Source organism: Massilia aurea, from assembly GCF_040790145.1.
Classification (GTDB): Bacteria; Pseudomonadota; Gammaproteobacteria; order Burkholderiales; family Burkholderiaceae_D; genus Telluria; species Telluria aurea_C.
The window spans coordinates 26,865-45,124 of the sequence record NZ_JBFMMP010000002.1 but is presented as its reverse complement, the minus strand read 5'-3'; the positions used below and the strand labels follow the sequence as shown (position 1 = coordinate 45,124).

General features: G+C 64.3%; 16 protein-coding genes. 5 read left to right on the top strand and 11 right to left on the bottom strand.

Going from position 1 to position 18,260, the window contains the following annotated elements:
* Window positions 1-81 precede the first annotated feature (81 nt).
* From astB to AB2N08_RS04715, 7 genes are all read right to left on the bottom strand, one after another.
* Window positions 82-1,422: an N-succinylarginine dihydrolase gene (astB, locus tag AB2N08_RS04745; protein ID WP_367609485.1), complete on the bottom strand. Its 1,341-nt coding sequence runs from the start codon at window positions 1,420-1,422 to the stop codon at window positions 82-84.
* A 2-nt stretch (window positions 1,423-1,424) separates the two neighbouring features.
* Window positions 1,425-2,921: a succinylglutamate-semialdehyde dehydrogenase gene (gene astD / locus AB2N08_RS04740; RefSeq protein WP_367609484.1), complete on the bottom strand. Its 1,497-nt coding sequence runs from the start codon at window positions 2,919-2,921 to the stop codon at window positions 1,425-1,427.
* Complete coding sequence (gene astA / locus AB2N08_RS04735; protein ID WP_367609483.1) at window positions 2,914-3,993, bottom strand: arginine N-succinyltransferase; 1,080 nt, start codon at window positions 3,991-3,993, stop codon at window positions 2,914-2,916. The genes astD and astA overlap by 8 nt, the downstream gene beginning before the upstream one ends.
* Window positions 3,984-5,036 carry an arginine N-succinyltransferase gene (locus AB2N08_RS04730; RefSeq protein WP_367609482.1) on the bottom strand — a complete coding sequence of 351 codons (1,053 nt, stop codon included), beginning with the start codon at window positions 5,034-5,036 and terminating at the stop codon, window positions 3,984-3,986. The genes astA and AB2N08_RS04730 overlap by 10 nt, the downstream gene beginning before the upstream one ends.
* Window positions 5,037-5,114: 78 nt before the next feature.
* The gene (locus tag AB2N08_RS04725; protein WP_370662399.1) at window positions 5,115-6,344 is read right to left on the bottom strand and encodes an acetylornithine/succinyldiaminopimelate transaminase; all 1,230 of its coding nucleotides are present in this window, start codon (window positions 6,342-6,344) and stop codon (window positions 5,115-5,117) included.
* 135 nt (window positions 6,345-6,479) lie between these two features.
* Complete coding sequence (locus AB2N08_RS04720; protein WP_367609480.1) at window positions 6,480-7,412, bottom strand: pyridoxamine 5'-phosphate oxidase family protein; 933 nt, start codon at window positions 7,410-7,412, stop codon at window positions 6,480-6,482.
* Window positions 7,413-7,565: 153 nt separating this feature from the next.
* Window positions 7,566-8,504, bottom strand: a complete 939-nt coding sequence (locus AB2N08_RS04715; protein WP_367609479.1) for a GlxA family transcriptional regulator — start codon at window positions 8,502-8,504, stop codon at window positions 7,566-7,568.
* Window positions 8,505-8,731: 227 nt separating this feature from the next.
* Between AB2N08_RS04715 and AB2N08_RS04710 the strand changes: the two genes are divergently transcribed.
* From AB2N08_RS04710 to AB2N08_RS04690, 5 genes are all read left to right on the top strand, one after another.
* Window positions 8,732-9,160 (top strand): MarR family winged helix-turn-helix transcriptional regulator, encoded by a 429-nt coding sequence (locus AB2N08_RS04710; RefSeq protein ID WP_367609478.1) that lies wholly within the window; start codon window positions 8,732-8,734, stop codon window positions 9,158-9,160.
* Window positions 9,157-9,438 (top strand): hypothetical protein, encoded by a 282-nt coding sequence (locus AB2N08_RS04705; protein ID WP_367609477.1) that lies wholly within the window; start codon window positions 9,157-9,159, stop codon window positions 9,436-9,438. Before AB2N08_RS04710 ends, AB2N08_RS04705 begins: the two co-directional genes overlap by 4 nt.
* Before the next feature lie 91 nt (window positions 9,439-9,529).
* Complete coding sequence (locus AB2N08_RS04700; protein ID WP_367609476.1) at window positions 9,530-10,363, top strand: HDOD domain-containing protein; 834 nt, start codon at window positions 9,530-9,532, stop codon at window positions 10,361-10,363.
* Window positions 10,364-10,781: 418 nt separating this feature from the next.
* A complete protein-coding gene (gene fabG, locus AB2N08_RS04695) occupies window positions 10,782-11,579 on the top strand; it encodes a 3-oxoacyl-ACP reductase FabG (RefSeq protein WP_367609475.1) in 798 nt (265 codons plus the stop codon).
* Window positions 11,572-13,386: a glycoside hydrolase family 15 protein gene (locus AB2N08_RS04690; protein WP_367609474.1), complete on the top strand. Its 1,815-nt coding sequence runs from the start codon at window positions 11,572-11,574 to the stop codon at window positions 13,384-13,386. The genes fabG and AB2N08_RS04690 overlap by 8 nt, the downstream gene beginning before the upstream one ends.
* A gap of 148 nt (window positions 13,387-13,534) precedes the next feature.
* Here the strand turns inward: AB2N08_RS04690 and secF are convergent, their stop codons facing one another.
* From secF to tgt, 4 genes are all read right to left on the bottom strand, one after another.
* Entirely contained in the window at window positions 13,535-14,557 is a 1,023-nt protein-coding gene (secF, locus tag AB2N08_RS04685) for a protein translocase subunit SecF (RefSeq protein ID WP_367609473.1), read from the bottom strand.
* Between the two features lie 16 nt (window positions 14,558-14,573).
* Entirely contained in the window at window positions 14,574-16,448 is a 1,875-nt protein-coding gene (gene secD, locus AB2N08_RS04680) for a protein translocase subunit SecD (RefSeq protein ID WP_367609472.1), read from the bottom strand.
* Window positions 16,449-16,499: 51 nt separating this feature from the next.
* Complete coding sequence (gene yajC, locus AB2N08_RS04675; protein WP_367609848.1) at window positions 16,500-16,832, bottom strand: preprotein translocase subunit YajC; 333 nt, start codon at window positions 16,830-16,832, stop codon at window positions 16,500-16,502.
* Window positions 16,833-17,112: 280 nt separating this feature from the next.
* Entirely contained in the window at window positions 17,113-18,252 is a 1,140-nt protein-coding gene (tgt, locus tag AB2N08_RS04670; RefSeq protein WP_367609471.1) for a tRNA guanosine(34) transglycosylase Tgt, read from the bottom strand.
* Window positions 18,253-18,260: the final 8 nt, after the last annotated feature.

Below are 18,260 nucleotides of genomic sequence, written 5' to 3'. Positions count from 1 at the left end.
GTGTGCCTGGGGCGCCGCAGCTCGTGGCATGGCGCCGCCTGCCTTATATGGACAGGGATTACCGGTCCGAATACTACATCGTTACAAGTCGTACAGCCCCGGCAAGCCGAGGATGCGTGTGAGTTCTTCCAGCGCGGCGGCGCATTCGAGCGCCAGCTGCGGGTCCATCAGATCCTGCGTCTCGATGCGGTCGCGGTAGTGGCGTTCGACCCACGCGACCAGTTGCGCATACAGGGCCTCGGTCATGATCACGCCCTGGTGCATCGCGACTGCTTCGGCATCGGTCAATGCCACGCGCAGGCGCAGGCACGCAGGCCCGCCGCCGTTGCGCATGCTCTGGCGCAGGTCGAATTCGATCAGCTCATCGATCGGGCCACGCCCTGCCAGCAAGCCTGCCAGATAATCGGCGACCGCGGCGTTCTCGCGGCATTCGTGCGGCACCACCAGCGCCATGCGGCCGTCCTGCTTGGACAGCAGCTGGCTGTTGAACAGGTAACTCGTCACGGCATCGCCGACAGCAACCTGGCTGCTCGCCACCCGCACCGGATGCAGCTCGGTGCCGGCGACGGCCAGCGCGCGCCGCAGCGCGTCGAGCGTGCCTGCTTCATCGGCGAAGGCCTGCTCGTGATAGAACAGCACATTGCCGTTGCCGACCGCGATCACATCGTTGTGGAACACCCCCTGGTCGATCACGTCGGGATTCTGCGACGCATACACGGTGCGCGCCGGATCCAGCCCATGCAGGCGCGCGACGGCCTGCGAGGCTTCCAGCGTCTGGCGCGCCGGGTATTTTTTTGGCGCCGGAGCCGACGGGTCGAACTCGACGCGGCCATACACAAACAATTCGACGCCAGCGGCGCCATGGCTGGCGGCAAAGCGCGTATGGTTCGCCGCGCCTTCGTCGGCGAACGCCGGCACCGATGGCAGCGGGTCGTGCACCATGAAATGTTCGCTGTCGCCGAAGATCGCGCGCAGCGTGCGCGTGGCCTGCACGTGTTCTTCGGAGCGATGCAGCTTGTTGTTCAGGTTTGCGGCCGTGAAGTGCACGCGCCCGTCGAGCGAATCGGCCGACGGGCTGACAGTGGCCGCGTTGGCGGTCCACATCGGCGCGGCTGACCAGGCGCAGGCCAGGATCACCGGCGCTTCGCGCCAGGCGCGCGCCAGCACATCGGCGTCGGTGCCCGAAAAGCCCAGGCTGCGCAGCAAGCGGAAGTTCGGCCGGCCCTGCGGCGGCATCACCGCCTGCGCGAAACCGCGTGCAGCCAGTTCGCGCATCTTGGCCAGGCCCTGCAAGGCGGCTTGGCGCGGATTAGAACTGCTGCGCACATTGCTGAACGAGGCCACGTTGCCGAACGAGAGGCCGGCGTAATTGTGCGACGGCCCGACCAGGCCATCGAAATTGAACTCGCGTGCGTCACGCATGATTACGCTCCTGCGGCCGGGAAGGTCAAGCCCGGCGAGAGCTTGGCCGGCATTTCCAGCGCGGCGTTCTCGATCGAGGCGACGGGATAGGCGCAATAGTCGGCGGCGTAATACGCGCTCGGGCGATGGTTGCCCGACTTGCCCACGCCGCCGAACGGCGCCGAGCTGGCTGCGCCCGTGGTCGGGCGGTTCCAGTTGACGATGCCGGCACGGGCGCGCACGGCGAAGCGCTGCCACAGTTCTTCTGATGGCGACAGCAGGCTTGACGCCAGGCCGAATTCGGTGGCGTTGGCCACGCGCAGCGCGTCGTCAAAGCTCGCCACGCGAATCACCTGCAGCAAGGGACCGAACCATTCTTCGTCCGGGATGCCCTGGGCATCGGTGGTGTCGACAATGCCGGCCGTGACGAAGCCGGTGTTCGGATCAAGCTGGCGCATTTGCAGCAGCACCTTGCCGCCTTTGGCGACCATGTCGGCCTGCGCCTGTACGAGGCGGGCGGCGACGGCGCTGGAGACCACTGGGCCCATGAACGGCTGCGGCTCGGCGTTCGACGGGCCGACCTGCAGTTGTGCGGCCACCTCGATCAGGCGCGCCAGGAAGGCCTGGCCTGCCGGGCTATCTTCGATCACGAGGCGGCGCGCGCACGTGCAGCGCTGGCCGGCCGAGATAAAGGCCGACATCACGGTGTGGTGCACGGCCGCGTCGATGTCCTCGGGGTGTTTACTGATTCCCCACACCACGAGCGGATTGTTCCCGCCCATTTCCAGCGCCAGCATCTTGCCCGGCTGGCCGCCGAACTGCTTGTGCAGCGCGGCGCCGGTCTGGCTGCTGCCGGTAAACAGCACGCCATCGATCAGCGCTTCCTGGCCCAGCGCGATGCCGGTGTCGCGGCCGCCGTTGACCAGATTGAGTACGCCCTTCGGCAGGCCGGCCTGTTCCCACAGCTGGACGGTTTTGAGCGCCGTGCGCGGTGCGTACTCACTTGGCTTGAACACCAGCGTGTTCCCGGCGATCAGCGCCGGCACGATGTGACCGTTCGGCAGGTGGCCCGGAAAATTATATGGGCCATAGACCGCGAACACGCCGTGCGGACGGTGGCGCAGCACGGCGGTGCCGTCGGCGATTTTGGCTGCGCTCTCGCCCGTGCGCGCGTCGTGCGCCTGGACCGAGATGTCGATCTTGTTGGCCATCGTGGCCACCTCGGTGCGCGCTTCCCACAGGGGTTTGCCCACTTCTTCGGCGATCGTCGCGGCGAGCGACTCGGCGTTCTCTTTCAGCAGATCGCGAAAGCGCGTGGCAATCGCGACGCGTTCGGCCAGCGACGTCAAGGCCCACGCTTCGAAGCTGGCATGCGCGGCTTGCGCGGCGCGCGCGACGTCGTCAGCGGTCGACGCATTGCTGGTCCAGGTCTGGCGGCCGGTGGACGGGTCGATCGTCGCGAGTTCGGGGCCGCTGCCGGCGAGCCATTCGCCGGCAATATAGTTGGAAACGTTAGCCATGGGTGTTCTTCCTGGTATTGAGTGTCAGGGTACGCACGTTGTCGCCCGCGTCGATGCGCAGCAGCGCCAGCTCGTCGGGGCTCAGGACCACGCTGCTCGCGCCCGGCACGGCCCGCGTGAGGATCATCCGGAAGTCGTCCAGACGGGTGTTCGACACCAGCATATGCTCGGTGTCGCCCGCCGAATCCGGTGGCGAATCGACGGCGCTCTCGCCGGTGTCAAGTGCCGGCAAACCTTCGGCCGCCACCGCCAGCACGCTGTCGCGCACGGCGCGCAGTTCCGACACCCGGCCCTGCAGCACGGGGCCGGCGTCGAAGATGTCGACATAGCCTTCGTAGTACATGCCTTCTTGCTCGAGCAGGCGGCGCGCCGGCTGGGTCGAGGTGTGTACCTTGCCGATGACGTCGATCGCCGATTGCGGCAGGTAGTCGACGTACAGCGGCTGGCGCGGCATCAGTTCGGCGATGAAGGATTTCTTGCCGATCGCGGTCAGGCCGTCGACGTGGTTGAAATCCATCTTGAAGAAGTGGCGCCCGAGGCCCTCATAGAACGGCGAATCGCCTGCCTCGTCCTGGTAGCCGCGCATCTCGGCGATGATCTTTTCAGTGAACATCTGCTGGAACTGGGCGATGAACAGGAAGCGGCTTTTCGAGAGCCACTTGCCGTTGAAGCCTACGCGGTATTCGGGCAGCAGGAACAGCGAGCACAGTTCGGTCGAGCCGGTGAGATCGTTCGACAGGTACAGCGTCTCCATGCGCGTGAAGACGTTCAGCTCGCGGCTGCAGTGCACCAGCGTGCCGATGCGGTAGTTGTAGAACGGTTCGGTCAGGCCCACCGCGCCCTTGATCGCGCACACGCCGGCGATGCTGCCGTCCTGCGGCTGCTCGAGCACGAACATGTAGTCGCGCTGCTCCGGGCGGATGATCTCGGCGAACGACGCTTCGGACGTGGCCAGGCGCTGGCCGAGCATCTCGGGATCGGGCTTCAGGGTGGTCATGCCGCTGCCGGCCTGGCGCGCCATGTCGATCAGAGCGTCCAGGTCGGACGTTTTGGCGGCGCGGATCACGAGCATGACGATTCTCCTTCGATGCGCAGGCACACGACCTCGTCGCCGGCAGATACGCCAAGGGCTTGCTGGACGTCGCGCGGCAGCGCGATCGTCGACGCATGATCGAGCGGTGCGCAGCGCAGCGTGACGGCGCGAAAGCCATTGTCGACGCTGGCGACGGCGTATTCCACCGGCGCGCCGTTGCCAGCCAACTCCTGGCCGCCGGCGGCCACGCGCAGGCGCTGCGAGGCGCCGAACGAGCGCAGCGCGTTCTTGTGCGCTTGCAGGATCGGGCCACCATCGAAGATGTCGATGTACTCGTCGGCCTCAAAACCTTCTTCGGCCAGCAGGTCGAATGCCATCTGGCCGCCCGGATGGATCTGGCCCAGTGCCGCCTGGGCGTCGCCCGGCAGCAGCGGCACGTAGACGGGATAGTGCGGCATCAGTTCGACGATCAGGGTGCGGTTGCGCGCGCCTTCGATCAGGCGCTCGGCTTCGAGAAAGTCCATCTTGAAGAACTTGCGGCCCAGCGCATTCCAGAATGGCGACTGGCCGTCGGCATCGACGCGCCCGGCCAGCGGCACGAAGAAGCGGTCGCCGAAGCGGTGCGGCGCCAGCATCGCGTACAGCAGGCGCGCGCGTGACAAGAGCGCGGCTTCGATGCCGGCGCTGTCGCGGTTGCGGACAAAAAAGCCCGACAAGTGCGAGTAGGCGGTCAGCTCGGAGCACAGCGTGAGCGCATGCACGTTGTGGCTGATGTTCAGGTCGCGCGAGACCTGCTGGATCACGTCGTTGCGAAACGCGAAATAGGTGCCATTCGAACCTGCCGACGCGTGGATGGCGGCGGTGCCAAGCACCTCGCGCGAGCGCAGGTCTTCGAGCACGAACAGATACGATTCTTCGCTGGGGATATCGACTTGCGCGGCGAACGAGGCGAGCGAGCGCTCGACGGCGGCGTTGATGCCTTCGCGCGTGCGCGGGAGCGTGTGCACCCCCGGCATCGAGATAGCGGCCATCGCTTCGAGCGCGCCGATATCCGCGCGATCGACCGGACGGACAACATACATAGGGACTCCCTCATGAACGACGGTGCTGCCAGCGGCGCCTTGGGTAAAGCGCCGCTGGCGTGGTCCGCCAGGCCAGACTCAGATGGCGTCGGATTCAGCCAGGAATTCGGCCACGGCGGCGCGCATGATGCGGTCGGCCTCCGCGATCTGCGCGTCCGAGACGATCAGCGCCGGCGCCAGGCGCACGACGTCCGGGCCGGCGATCAGGAGCATCAGGCCCATCTTCTCGGCGATCTTGGTGAAATCCTTCGAGCGGCCTTTCGAGGCGTCAGCCATCGGCAGGCCCAGGAGCAGACCCATGCCGCGTGGCTGGCCGAACACTTGCGGGAAGTCCGCCGCCAGTTGCAGCAGGTTGGTCATGATGGCCAGGTTTGCGTCTTTCACGCGCGCCAAAAAGGCCGGCTGATTGATGATCTCCAGGACCTTGAGGGCGACGGTAGTGGCCAGCGGATTGCCACCGTAAGTCGTGCCGTGGCTGCCCACGCCCAGGTGCTGGGCGATCTCGGTGGTGGTGAGCATGGCGCCGATCGGGTAGCCGTTGCCCAGCGCCTTGGCCGAGGTCAGCACGTCCGGCTTGACGTTCATCTGCTCGTAGGCGAACAGCGTGCCGGTGCGGCCCATGCCCGACTGGACTTCGTCGAAGATCAGGAGCGCGCCGGTCTGGTCGCACAGCTCGCGCAGCGCTTTCAGGTAATCCGGGTTGCCCGGGATGACGCCGCCCTCGCCCTGAATCGGCTCGACGATCACGGCCGCGACATCGTCGGTAATCGCGGCGCGCGCGGCCTCGACGTCGTTGTACGGGATGTGGCTCAGTTCAGGTGGCAGCGGCTCGAAGCCTTCGGTGTACTTCGACTGGCCGCCGACCGACACGGTAAACAGCGTACGACCGTGGAACGAGGCCAGGCACGAGACGATGCGCGACTTGTGCGGACCGAACTTGGTATGCGCGTATTTACGCGCCAGCTTCAGGGCAGCTTCATTGGCTTCGGCGCCCGAGTTGCAGAAGAACGCGCGCTCGGCGAAGGTCGCTTCGGTGAGCGCGCTGGCCAGGCGCAACACCGGCTCGTTGGTATAGCCGTTGCCAAGGTGCCAGAGGGTGTTCAGTTGCGCGGTCAGCGCGGCGTTCACTTCCGGATGGGCATGGCCCAGCGAGGTGACGGCGATGCCAGAGGTGAAGTCCAGATACTGCTTGCCTTCCTGGTCCCACAGGTCCAGGCCCGACGCGCGCACCGGCACCATGGCAGCCGGGGCGTAGGTCGGGACCAGGACCTCGTCGAAGGTCTGCCGGGTGACAGACCGCGTGGCGATACCCGAATCAAGCTGTGCGTTCATGGCTTTGTCCTCATCAATCATTGTGAATGGCGCGGGGTCAGTTCTCCCGCATGATCGATCCATTATAGAAACGCTTGATGACAACTTCTTTTAGAAGTGCGACAGGCATTTTCATTTTTGGACGAGGACGGTTGTGGCGCGAAACGGCAAGGCGTCGCGCCGCAGGACGATCTTTTCAGGAAACACGCGCCACAGGCGTTCGGCGCCTTCAACGGCATCCACCTCGGGGCCGCTTAGGATGATGTCGACTTTGCCACTGATTTGCAGGACATCGCCGCTGGCCGGATCGGTAAACAGCAAGCCGGCGCGGGGATTGACGACAAAATTGCCGAGCGTGTTGAAGAACTGGTTTCCGCTGTAATCCGGCACGACCAGGCCGCCATCGGGCGCGATGCGGACAAAGCCAGCCGGGCCGCCACGGTGCGAGACATCGACCTGACGCCCGGCGTCGGGCCGGTCGGCGTACGAGGCGACGAAGAAGGTGTCAGCGGCGGCGATCATGCGGCGCGCGGACTCGTCCAGTGCAGTCGCGACGAGGGCCGGCACGGACGACAGTACCGATGGCTCACGGACGAACGTCAGCCCCCGACGGTGAATGTACTGGGGGCAATTGCCGAAGCTTTGGCCGACAGCCACCGACAATCCTTGCTCATCACGTTGCTGCAGTGTGCCGTTGAGCCGGCTGCGGCGGCGTGTCGCGAGGTCGATGCCGAGCAGGCCGACCTGATCGCCCTCTTCCATGCCGCGTTCGGCCGGATCGGCGGCATCGCGCGCCAGTTCGGCGCTCAGCAGCGACGGATCGGGCGAACCGAGAAAGCCCGGCAAGCCGGCCCGCAGCGTCGCCCATGGCATGCCGTGCGGGTCGACGGCGCCGATGACAACAAAAGGCAACTGCGCGAAGAATGCCTGCTGCTGGGGCTGCATCACCGGGCGAAAGATCGCGTGGCCGACCCGCGCCATTTGCTCATCTACGCCGACGTGGCGCTGCAGAGTGATTTCGCCCGCGTGCCAAGCGGATACCGGGGTGTGATCGTGTTCGGTCATGGCGGCTCCTTGCGTGAAAGTGGGATCAAGTCTCCCGGCGGTCGTTGGGGCGTGAACGCGTCGGCAGGAAACCTGCCAACCCTACGCCGCCAACGTGTTCAACCTGCGCGACTGGATGTACAACGCGTGATCAATCGATTCATTGCCTCCAGATTACTGCGCCAGCTTCCTCTGCCGCTCTTCCCGCGGCGTATTGCCAAACAGCGCCCCGAACGCCGTCGAAAAGTGCGACCCCGACGAAAACCCGCACATCAGCCCCACCTGCACGATCGAATGATTGGTGTCCAGCAGCAGCTGGCGCGAGCGGCGCAGGCGCAGTTCGAGGTAGTAGCGTGACGGCAGGCTGCCCAGGTATTGCTTGAACAGGCGCTCGAGCTGGCGTCGTGAGATGCCTGACAACTGCGCGATTTCATCGGTCGAGAGTGGCTCTTCGATATTGGCCTCCATCAGCGCCACCGCCTCGGACAACTGCGGTTGCAGCACGCCGAAGCGGGCTTGCAGCGCCACGCGCTGGCGCTCGTCCGGGCCGCGCACGCGGTCAATGCACAGCGTTTCTTTCACCTGCGCCTGGACGGTCGCGCCGAACAGCAGGTCGACCAGTGTCAGGGCGAAGTCGATGCTGGCCGCGCCGCCGCAGCACGTGAGGCGGTTAACGTCGAATTCGTACAGGTTGGGGGTGATCAGGGCTTGCGCAGCCTGGGCATTGACGTCCGGGTACAGCGCCCACGGCAGCGCGGTGCGCACGCCATGCAGCGCGCCGGCGTCAAGCAGCCACAGCACGCCGGCGCCGACGCCGCCCCAGAACGGCGCGGCGCGGCAGCGTTCGACCAGGGCGCGCAGGTTGGCCGGGCGCAGCGCCGCTTCGGCCTCGTCGGCGACCAGCAGCACCAGGTGCCAGTGACGCTGGGCGTCGCCCATGAATTTATCGGGACTGCGCACGTCGACGTGCAGGCGCTCGGGCCCCAGCACCTTGGCGGCCAGCCGTAGCGGCTGGTACAGCCCGGACCAGGTCAGCGCATCGGGCTCGCCGGCATTGACCAGGAGCACGCGCAACAGCCGCTCCTGCGCCAGCAGGGACAGGTCAGGCTGCATCGCGGCGGACGGGCAGGTTCACTAACGGTAGAGGGCCACAGGCCTGTGCAAACGACATGGTCGTCTATCATACCGGAGAACAATCGCCGTCAATGGCCCTGTGGCTGCCAATAGCGCAATATTGCACGAGCTGTAACGGGCGGAGCAACGAACGGCGCGGCGGGCAGCTATAATCCCCGCCCATGGGGGAACGATATCTAAAAAGCGTCCGACTGCTGGCCGAGTGCATGCAGGGCTTCGAGCGCGTCTCGGGCGATGCGGTGCGCCAGAATGGCTTGACGCATGCGCAGTTCGACATCATCGCCACGCTCGGCAATACCAGCGGCATGAGCTACAAGGAACTGGGCGAGCGCACCCTGATTACCAAGGGCACGCTCACCGGCGTCATCGAGCGGCTCGAGCACAAAGGCCTGGTGCTGCGCGAGCGCAGCTGCGATGACAAGCGGTCGTTCTTCGTGCGCCTCACGCCGGCCGGCGAACAGGTATTCTGCGACGTGTTCCCGATCGTGATTGCACGCGGCAAAGAATTGTTTCACGCGTACAGCGACACCGACTTCGCCACGCTCGAAGCGGCACTGGCGCTGCTGCGCACCCGCATCACCAGCCACGGCGACGGTCCCCCGCCATCACCACCCCACCTGAAGGAAATGCCTTGAAAACCGCCCTCATCGACGACAAGAAGCCCGCCCATTTCGACAAGCACATCATCGGCAATATCCTGCTCGACGTCGCCCCACTGGATGAAGTCCAGCAGGAAGCGATGCTGATCGGCGTGCGCAATGAGGCCGGCGAGATCTATCGCCTCATCGGCGCAACCAAGCCCAACAGCTACATGAACGCGTGCGAAGAACTGTTCGACCTGGGCCTGGCCGACGAACTGGAAAACACCGAAGAGCCAAAAGAAGGCTGCGACGCGATCTTCAGCGAAGCGTAATCGGTCGTCGGGACGCCACATGCCGGTGCCGGTGGTTCTCTAGAGCAATATATTTGGCGGCGTTCCGATGCGTTGGGGGTATAATTTTTTCATGGATCAACTCTCCTCCCTCGACAGCATCGCTGCGGAAGCCAACCGTGGCGAACTCACGTTTCCCACCAGCGTACACGCATCGCTCAAGCTGCAGCGGGCGTTGAGCGAACCCGACTGCCACATCGACGCCGCTGCGCGCCTCGTGCAGGCCGAGCCGCTGCTGGCCGCGCGCACGGTGGCGATCGCCAACTCGGTCGCCTATAACCGGTCCGGGAACGACGTCACCAATGTGCGCGCGGCCGTGCAACGGGTGGGTTTTCGCACCCTGGGTGCACTGGCAGCATCCGTCATCGTGCGCCAGCTGGCCAGCGAAATCCGCGAACCAAGCCTGCGCAAGAAGGCCGATCAACTCTGGACCCACTCGGCGCACGTCGCCGCGCTGGCGCAGGTGATCGCGCGCCGCGTCTCCTTTGTCGATCATGAAACCGCGCTGTTCGCCGGCATCGTGCACGAGGTCGGCGGCTTTTATCTGCTGTCGCGCGCCGAAGCCATGCCGGGCCTGCTGGACGATAATCTCGACGCCTGGCTCGACCATGGCGAAGCCGTCATCGGCCGCGGCGTGCTGGGCAAACTCGGCGTGCCGGCGCCGGTGATGAGCGCCATCGAAGCCTTGTGGGACGGCATGCGCGCGCTGCCGCCCGAAACGCTGGGCGACACGCTGCTGCTGGCAAATGATTTGTCGCCGTTCCCGTCGCCGCTGTTTGCACCGGTGGGCGCCACGACCTATGCAGGCGCGGCCACGATTGACTTCGTATTCGGCCACGGCACGCTCAAGGGCGTGATGGAAGAGTCGGGCGAAGAGGTCAAGAGTTTGACCTCGGCGCTGCTGTAGGGAAGCGCTGATTTATTCATGAGGGCGGACTTGGCCGCAAAAACAGGCGTCCTGCGGCGTTGCAAAATCTTGCAATAGCTAGCTATTGCTGCGATTTCGCGCCTTGCAGGCCACCTTTTTTGCTGGCCAATCCCAACCCCCAGAATAAATCAGCGTTTCCCTGGGCAAAAAAACGCCCGCTCGGTGAGGAGCGGGCAAAAGTCCAAAACTAGGGATGTCCTGAAAGAGACAGGTCGATCTTATGCCCTGTGGGCAGCCAGCTCGGTGCGTTGACTCACACTCACGGCACATTATTCTTCGCTTCTTTTTCCGTACGACATTGCCGGCACAGGCGTACCGGTCGCATCGCCGCTTTCTGCTAAGGTCGTTCCAATAGCTGGCGCACGTACCTGTGCGCCCAGGCCTTCCGGAGAATCCCATGAACATCAGCTTGCAGGACCAGGTAGTGCTCGTCACCGGCGGCGATTCCGGCATCGGACGCGGCATCAGTCTCGCCTTCGCCGATGCCGGCGCGCACGTGGTCGTCAACTACAACAGCAGCCGCGACAAGGCGGAAGAAGTCGTCGAACAGATCACCGCTGGCGGTGGGCGCGCCATGGCGGTCCAGGCCAATGTGGGCGTTGAAGCCGATGTCGAGCGCCTGTTCGACGAAACGGTCAAGGCCCTTGGCGGCATCGACATCCTGGTCGCCAACTCGGGCATCCAGAAAGACGCGCCGATCGCCGAAATGACGCTCAAGGACTGGCAAGCGGTCATCGACGTCAACCTCACCGGCCAGTTCCTGTGCACGCGCGCGGCGATCCGGCATTTTCGCGCGCAGGGCAACCGCGGCCGCATGCGCGCCAACGGCGCCATCCTGTGCATGAGCTCAGTACACGAGACGATTCCGTGGGCCGGCCACGTCAACTACGCCGCATCGAAGGGCGGCATCGGCATGCTGATGCGCTCCCTGGCGCAGGAAGTGGCGCCCGACCGCATCCGCGTCAACGCCATCGCGCCGGGCGCGATCCGTACGCCGATCAATGCCGAGGCCACCGAAGGCGCGGCGGGCAACAAGTTGCTGAAGCTGATCCCGTATGGCCGCATCGGCGACGTCGAAGACGTGGCGGCGCTGGCGCTGTTCATGGCGTCCGACCTGGCCGACTACATGACCGGCACCACGGTGTACGTTGACGGCGGCATGGCGCTGTATCCGGGCTTTGAAGACAATGGCTGAGCCCACCGCGCCACCGCGCCCGATCGCCGCCCACGGCGCCATCGGCAACCTGGCCACGATGGCGCTTGTCGCCACCGACGGCACGATCGACTTTTTATGCTGGCCCGACTTCGACAGCCCGAGCATATTCGCCGCCCTGCTCGACCCGGACCAAGGCGGCCACTTCACGCTCGCCCCGGAGATCGAGGGGGCGCGCGTCGTGCAGACCTATCTGCCCGATACCAACGTGCTGCTTACGCAATGGCTGGGCATCGATGCCGGCGTCCAGATCACCGACCTGATGGCCGGCCCCGAAGAAATCGGCCATGGCGCTGCATGCCTGCTGCGGCGCGTGCACGTGACCAAGGGCGAGGTACACATGCGGCTCGATTGCCAGCCGCGCTTCGATTACGCGCGCCAGCAGCCCGAAGTCGCCATCAGCGCAGGCCAGGCCGTGTTCAGTGCCCCCGGCGCACCGGCGCTGCGCCTGTACGCACCAGTCGACTTCACGTCTACGGAGGGGGGCGCCAGCGCCAGCTTCACGCTGCGTGCCGGCGAGACGATCGACATCGTCATGGACCAGGATGGCGACCCGCTGCTGGACGGGCAAGCGCGCGATGCACTGGTGGCCGAGGTGATCAAATGCTGGCGCAAGTGGGCCGGGCACTCGCGCTACAAGGGCCGCTGGCGCGAAGACGTCACCCGTTCGGCGCTGGTGCTCAAGCTCATGACGTCGCGCCGGCACGGCTCGATGGTGGCCGCCGCCACGTTCGGCCTGCCCGAAGTGCTGGGCGGCTCGCGCAACTGGGATTATCGCTCGACCTGGATCCGCGATGCGTCGTTCACCGTGTATGCGCTGATGCGGCTCGGTTATGTCGACGAAGCCAAGGCGTTCACGCGCTGGGCAGCCGACCGGCCCAGCCACGGCCCGCAGGACGGCCACCTGAAGATCATGTATGCGCTCGACGGTGGCGAAGTCGCCGAAGAAATCGAACTCGATCACCTGGCCGGCTACGCGGGGTCGACGCCCGTCCGCATCGGCAATGGCGCGGCGACGCAGCTGCAGCTCGACATCTTCGGCGCGCTGCTCGACGCGGTCTACCTGAGCAACAAGTATGGCGAGGCGATCTCGCATGCCGACTGGCTCGGCGTGTGCCGCGTGGTCGATTTTGTGTGCGCACACTGGCGCCGGCCCGATGCCGGCATCTGGGAGGGCCGCGAAGCGCCGCGCGAGCACCTGCACTCGCAGCTCATGTGCTGGGTGGCGGTCGACCGCGCGATCCGGCTGGCCAGCAAGCGCTCACTGACCGCCCCGTTCGACCGCTGGATCGCAGCGCGCAACGACATCTCCAACTATATCTGGGCCACGTTCTGGAACAAGGACCTGGGCCACTTCGTGCGCAGCAAGGACTCCACCGACCTCGATGGGGCGATGCTGATGATGCCGCTGGTGCGTTTCATCGGCTCGACCGATCGGCAGTGGCTGGCCACGCTCGACGCCATCGGCGAGCAGCTGGGTGACGACGCGCTGGTGCTGCGCTATGACCGCGATGATGGCCTCGAGGGCGAGGAAGGCGCGTTCGCGGCCTGCTCGTTCTGGTATGTGGAATGCCTGGCACGCGCCGGGCGCCTGGAGCAGGCGCACGAGAACATGGACAAGCTGCTCGCCTATGGCAACCATGTGGGCCTGTATGCCGAGGAGTTCACCAGCAAGGCTGAGCTGCTCGGTAACTTCCCGCAGGCGTTCACGCACCTGGCCCTGATCAGCGCCGCGACGTATCTCGACAGCGCACTCGATGGCAGGAACAACCATCCGTGGCAGTTGTAGAGAAAGCAGGATAAAAAAAACCCGCGCCGTTGCCGGAGCGGGTGAAGTCCAAAACTAGGGATGTCCTGAAAGAGACAGTTCCACTATAAGTTCATGGACTTGGCGACTCCGTGCGCTGACACACACAAAGCCGCAAATTCAAAAGCGATCAGACCACGGCGCCGTCGGTGTCGTCTTTCTCTTTGACCGGCTTGATCAGGTCTTCACGTTTCACGCCCAGCCACATCGCCACGGCCGCCGCCACGAATACTGACGAGTAAATACCGAAGCAGATGCCGATGGCCAGCGCAATGGCGAAGTAGTGCAGCGCGTAGCCGCCGAAGAACAGCATCGACATGACCATCATCAGCGTCGAGCCGTGGGTAATGATCGTGCGCGAGATGGTGCTGGTGATCGCGTGATCAATGACTTCGGGCACGCTCATGCGGCGCTGCTTGCGGAACATCTCGCGAATCCGGTCGAAAATGACGACCGACTCGTTGACCGAGTAGCCCAGCACCGCCAGCGTTGCCGCCAGCACCGTCAGCGAGAATTCCCATTGGAAGAACGCGAAGAAGCCCAGGATGATGACCACGTCGTGCAGGTTGGCGACCACGGCGGCGACGGCGAATTTCCATTCGAAGCGGATCGCCAGGTAGACCACGATGCCCAGGATGACCATCAACAGCGCGTTCAGGCCGTTCTGGGCCAGCTCGTCGCCGACCGACGGGCCAACGAACTGCACTTGCTGCAGGCCGATCAGCTCTTGTCCACCTGGCGCGACGCAGCTGGTGCGGTTGAGCACTTCGCCCTTGTCAGTGGTGGTCTGCGTTTGTTTGGTGGTGCCCTGCTCGTCGCGGCAAATGGCGTTGAACACGGCCGTCGAGCTGCTTGCCGCCGGCGCGCCTTCGACGATCGGCAGGCGCAGCATGATGTCCTGCGCGGTGCCGAAGCTGGCCACCTCAGGGTGCGAATAGCCCATGCCGCGCAGCGTGTTGCGGATCTTTTCCTGGTCCGCCGCCTTCGGATAGAGCAGCTCCATCACCGTGCCGCCAGTGAACTCCACCGAGAAGTTCAGGGGCTTGGTGATCAGGAAGAACACCGCCGCCACGAATGTGATCACCGAGATCGCATTGAGGATCAGGGCGTGGCGCATGAACGGGATATCCCGTTTGATCTTGAAAAATTCCATTGTCGTATCCCGGTACTTACTTCTTGTTTGGCGACATGCCAGGCTGCCAGACCGTGCCGATCGAAATCTTCGTCAGCTTCTTCTTGCGGCCGTACCACAGGTTGGCGAAACCGCGCGCCACGACAACGGCCGAGAACATCGAGGTCAGGATGCCCAGGCAGTGCACGACGGCAAAGCCGCGCACTGGACCCGAACCGAAGATCAACAGCGCCAGGCCGACGATCAGGGTGGTCACGTTGGAGTCGACGATGGTGTCCCAGGCGTGCTTGGAACCGGCCGCAATCGCTGCCTGCGGCGTCGCGCCGGCGCGCAGCTCTTCACGGATACGTTCGTTCACCAGCACGTTCGAGTCAATCGCCACACCGAGCGCCAGCGCGATAGCGGCGATGCCCGGCAGGGTCAGGGTGATCTGCAGGATCGACAACAGGGCCAGCAGGAACAGCACGTTGGCCGCCAGCGCCAGCGCCGAGAACACGCCGAACAGGTGGTAGTAGATGACCATGAAGATCGCGATCGCCACGAAGCCCCAGATGGTCGAATGCAGGCCGCGCTCGATGTTTTCGGCGCCCAGTTGCGGGCCGATCACGCGTTCTTCGACGAATTCCATCGGGGCCGACAGCGCGCCCGAACGCAGCAGCAGCGCCAGTTCGTTGGCGTCTTGCGAGGTGCCCATATTGGTGATCTGGAAGCTCGAACCCAGTTCGCTCTGGATGGTCGGGGCCGACAGCACGTTGTAGACGCCTTTTTCTTTCAGCAGGATCGCCATGCGCTTGCCGACGTTTTCACGCGTGGCCATGCGGATGCGGCGGCCGCCGTCGCCGTTCAGGTCGAGCGAGACGGCTGGCTGCTGGTTCTGGTCGAAGCTGGCGGTGGCGCTCGAAATCGATTCGCCGGTCAGGATGATGTCGCGCGAGACGACGATCGGTGCGCCGCGGCCTTCGGTGAACAGTTCGGAGTTCAGCGGAATCGCGGCCGACAGCTCGGTGCCCGGGGTTACGGTAGTATCGACCATGCGCAGTTCGAGCGTGGCGGTGCGGCCGATGATGTCTTTCGCGCGGGCGACGTCCTGCACGCCCGGCAGCTGGACCACGATGCGGTCGGCGCCCTGCTGCTGGATGATCGGCTCGGTGGTGCCCAGCTCATTGATGCGCTTGGACAGCGTCATGATGTTCTGCTTGATGCCGTCTTCGACGGTGCGCTTGATGGCATCGGGCTTCAGGCTGACGACCAGCTTCATGTCGGCGCCATCGGCGGCGTCGGCGAAGTTAAGCTCGTTCGACTGGGCGGCCAGCACGTTGCGCGCGGCGCTGCGGGTGGCGGCATCGCTGAAACGCACTTCGATACTGTCGCGCACGCGCTCGATGCCGCTGTGGCGCACGTTCTTGTCGCGCAGGTTGCTGCGCACGCTCGACTGCAGGGCCTTGACCTTGTTGTCGAGGACCGCCTTGGTGTCGACCTGCAGGAGGAAGTGCACGCCGCCGCGCAAGTCCAGGCCCAGGCTCATCGGCGCTGCGCCAATGGCCGTCATCCAGGCCGGGGTGTTCTTCACCAGGTTGACGGTGACGATGTAATCGGGATTGGCAGGGTCGCGGTTCAGTTCACGTTCAAGCGCCAGCTTGGCCTTGAACTGCTCTTCGGTACCGGCGAAGCGCGCGCGCACCGAGGTGGTGTGGCCCGTGCCTTCGAGGGTGATACCGGTGGAGGGAATGCCGGCACGCTTGAGCGCATCCTCGACCACGGTGGTGGACGCACTCGTGATGTTCAGGGTCGAACGGCCTGATGTCACCTGCAACGCCGGCGTTTCGCCGAAGTAGTTAGGCGCCGTGTACAAGGCGCCGAGCAGCAGCGCGATGACGATCAGTATGTATTTCCAGACGGGATAGCGATTCATAGTGTTCCGGCGTTCAGGTTAGGCAGTGCGGGTTACCCCGCACAGCTTGGCTTACAGGGCTTTCAGCGTGCCTTTTGGCAGCAGCGTGGTCACCGAATTCTTTTGCACGGTGATGTCGGTGCCGACGGCGACTTCCAACGTCACATAGGCTTCGGCCACTTTCGACACGCGGCCGACGATACCGCCGGCGGTGACGACTTCGTCGCCCTTGGCCAGTGCGTCCATCATGGCTTTCGCCTCTTTCTGACGTTTTTGCTGAGGACGGATCATCAGGAAATACATGACCACGAACATCAGGATCAGCGGCAGGAAAGTCGTCAGGCTACCCATGATGCCAGCATCGGCGACAGGGGCAGTTTGCGCGTACGCGTTGGAAATGAACACAAGAACTCCGATGGTGAAGTTAAAAAAATAAGCGGTGTATTCTAGCATCGGCCAGAGGCTGGAAACCAAATCTGGCCGCACCTAATTGGTATCTGGTAGCGTTTGTCAATACCACTCGCAATACCACGTCGTTCCCGCGGAGGCGGGAACCCAAGTTTGATGCGCAGCTCCTACAGTCAAACGTAGCCGATATGCGCGCACACTTGGGTTCCAGCCTCCGCTGGAACGACGGTCTTGAGGCTAGCGGTGCTGGTATCGCTTTTTCAATGCAAGCAAGTGCTTACACGCCGCGCGCACGGTTGGCTGCGAACTGCACGCGGAAGGCCTGGAAGCCATCCGCATCGATCGCATCGCGCATTTCCTGCATCAGATTCAGGTAGTAATGCAGGTTGTGGATCGTGTTCAGGCGCGCGCCCAGGATCTCGTTCGAGCGGTGCAGATGGTGCAGGTACGCGCGCGAGAAATTCTGGCAGCAGTAGCAGGTGCAGCTCTCGTCGAGCGGCGCCATGTCTTCTTTATAGCGCGCATTCTTGATCTTGACGTCGCCGAAGCGGGTGAACAGCCAGCCATTGCGGGCGTTCCGGGTCGGCATCACGCAGTCAAACATGTCGACGCCGTTGGCCACGCCATCGACCAGGTCTTCCGGCGTGCCCACGCCCATCAGGTAGTGCGGCTTGTTCTCGGGCAGGCGCGGGCCGACATGGGCCAGGATGCGCTTCATGTCTTCTTTTGGCTCGCCGACCGACAGGCCGCCAATGGCCAGGCCCGGGAAGTCGATGTCTTCCAGGCCCGCCAGCGACTCATCGCGCAGGTGCTCGTACATGCCGCCCTGGACAATGCCGAACAGCGCGTTTGGATTCTCGCCGCTGGTAAATTCGTTCATCGAGCGCTGGGCCCAGCGCAGCGACATGCGCATCGATTTCGCTGCTTCTTCGCTCGTTGCCGGACGGCCGTCGATCTCGTAAGGCGTGCATTCGTCGAACTGCATCACGATGTCCGAGTTCAGCGCGCGCTGGATCTGCATCGAGATTTCTGGCGACAGGAACAGTTTCGAGCCGTCGATCGGCGAGGCAAACTTGACGCCCTCTTCCGTAATCTTGCGCATCGCGCCCAGCGAAAACACCTGGAAGCCGCCCGAGTCGGTCAGGATCGGACCGTCCCAGCCCATGAACTTGTGCAGGCCGCCGAACTTGTTCATCACGTCCACGCCCGGGCGCAGCCACAGGTGGAAGGTATTGCCCAGGATGATTTGCGAGCCGACGTCCTTGAGTTCGATCGGGTCCATCGCCTTGACCGAGCCGTACGTGCCCACCGGCATAAAGATCGGGGTTTCGATGGTGCCGTGGTTCAGCTTGAGGCGGCCGCGGCGGGCGTGCGACAGGCCGCTGGTGTCTTTTTTAAGCAGGGTAAATTCGAGCATCGTTTTTC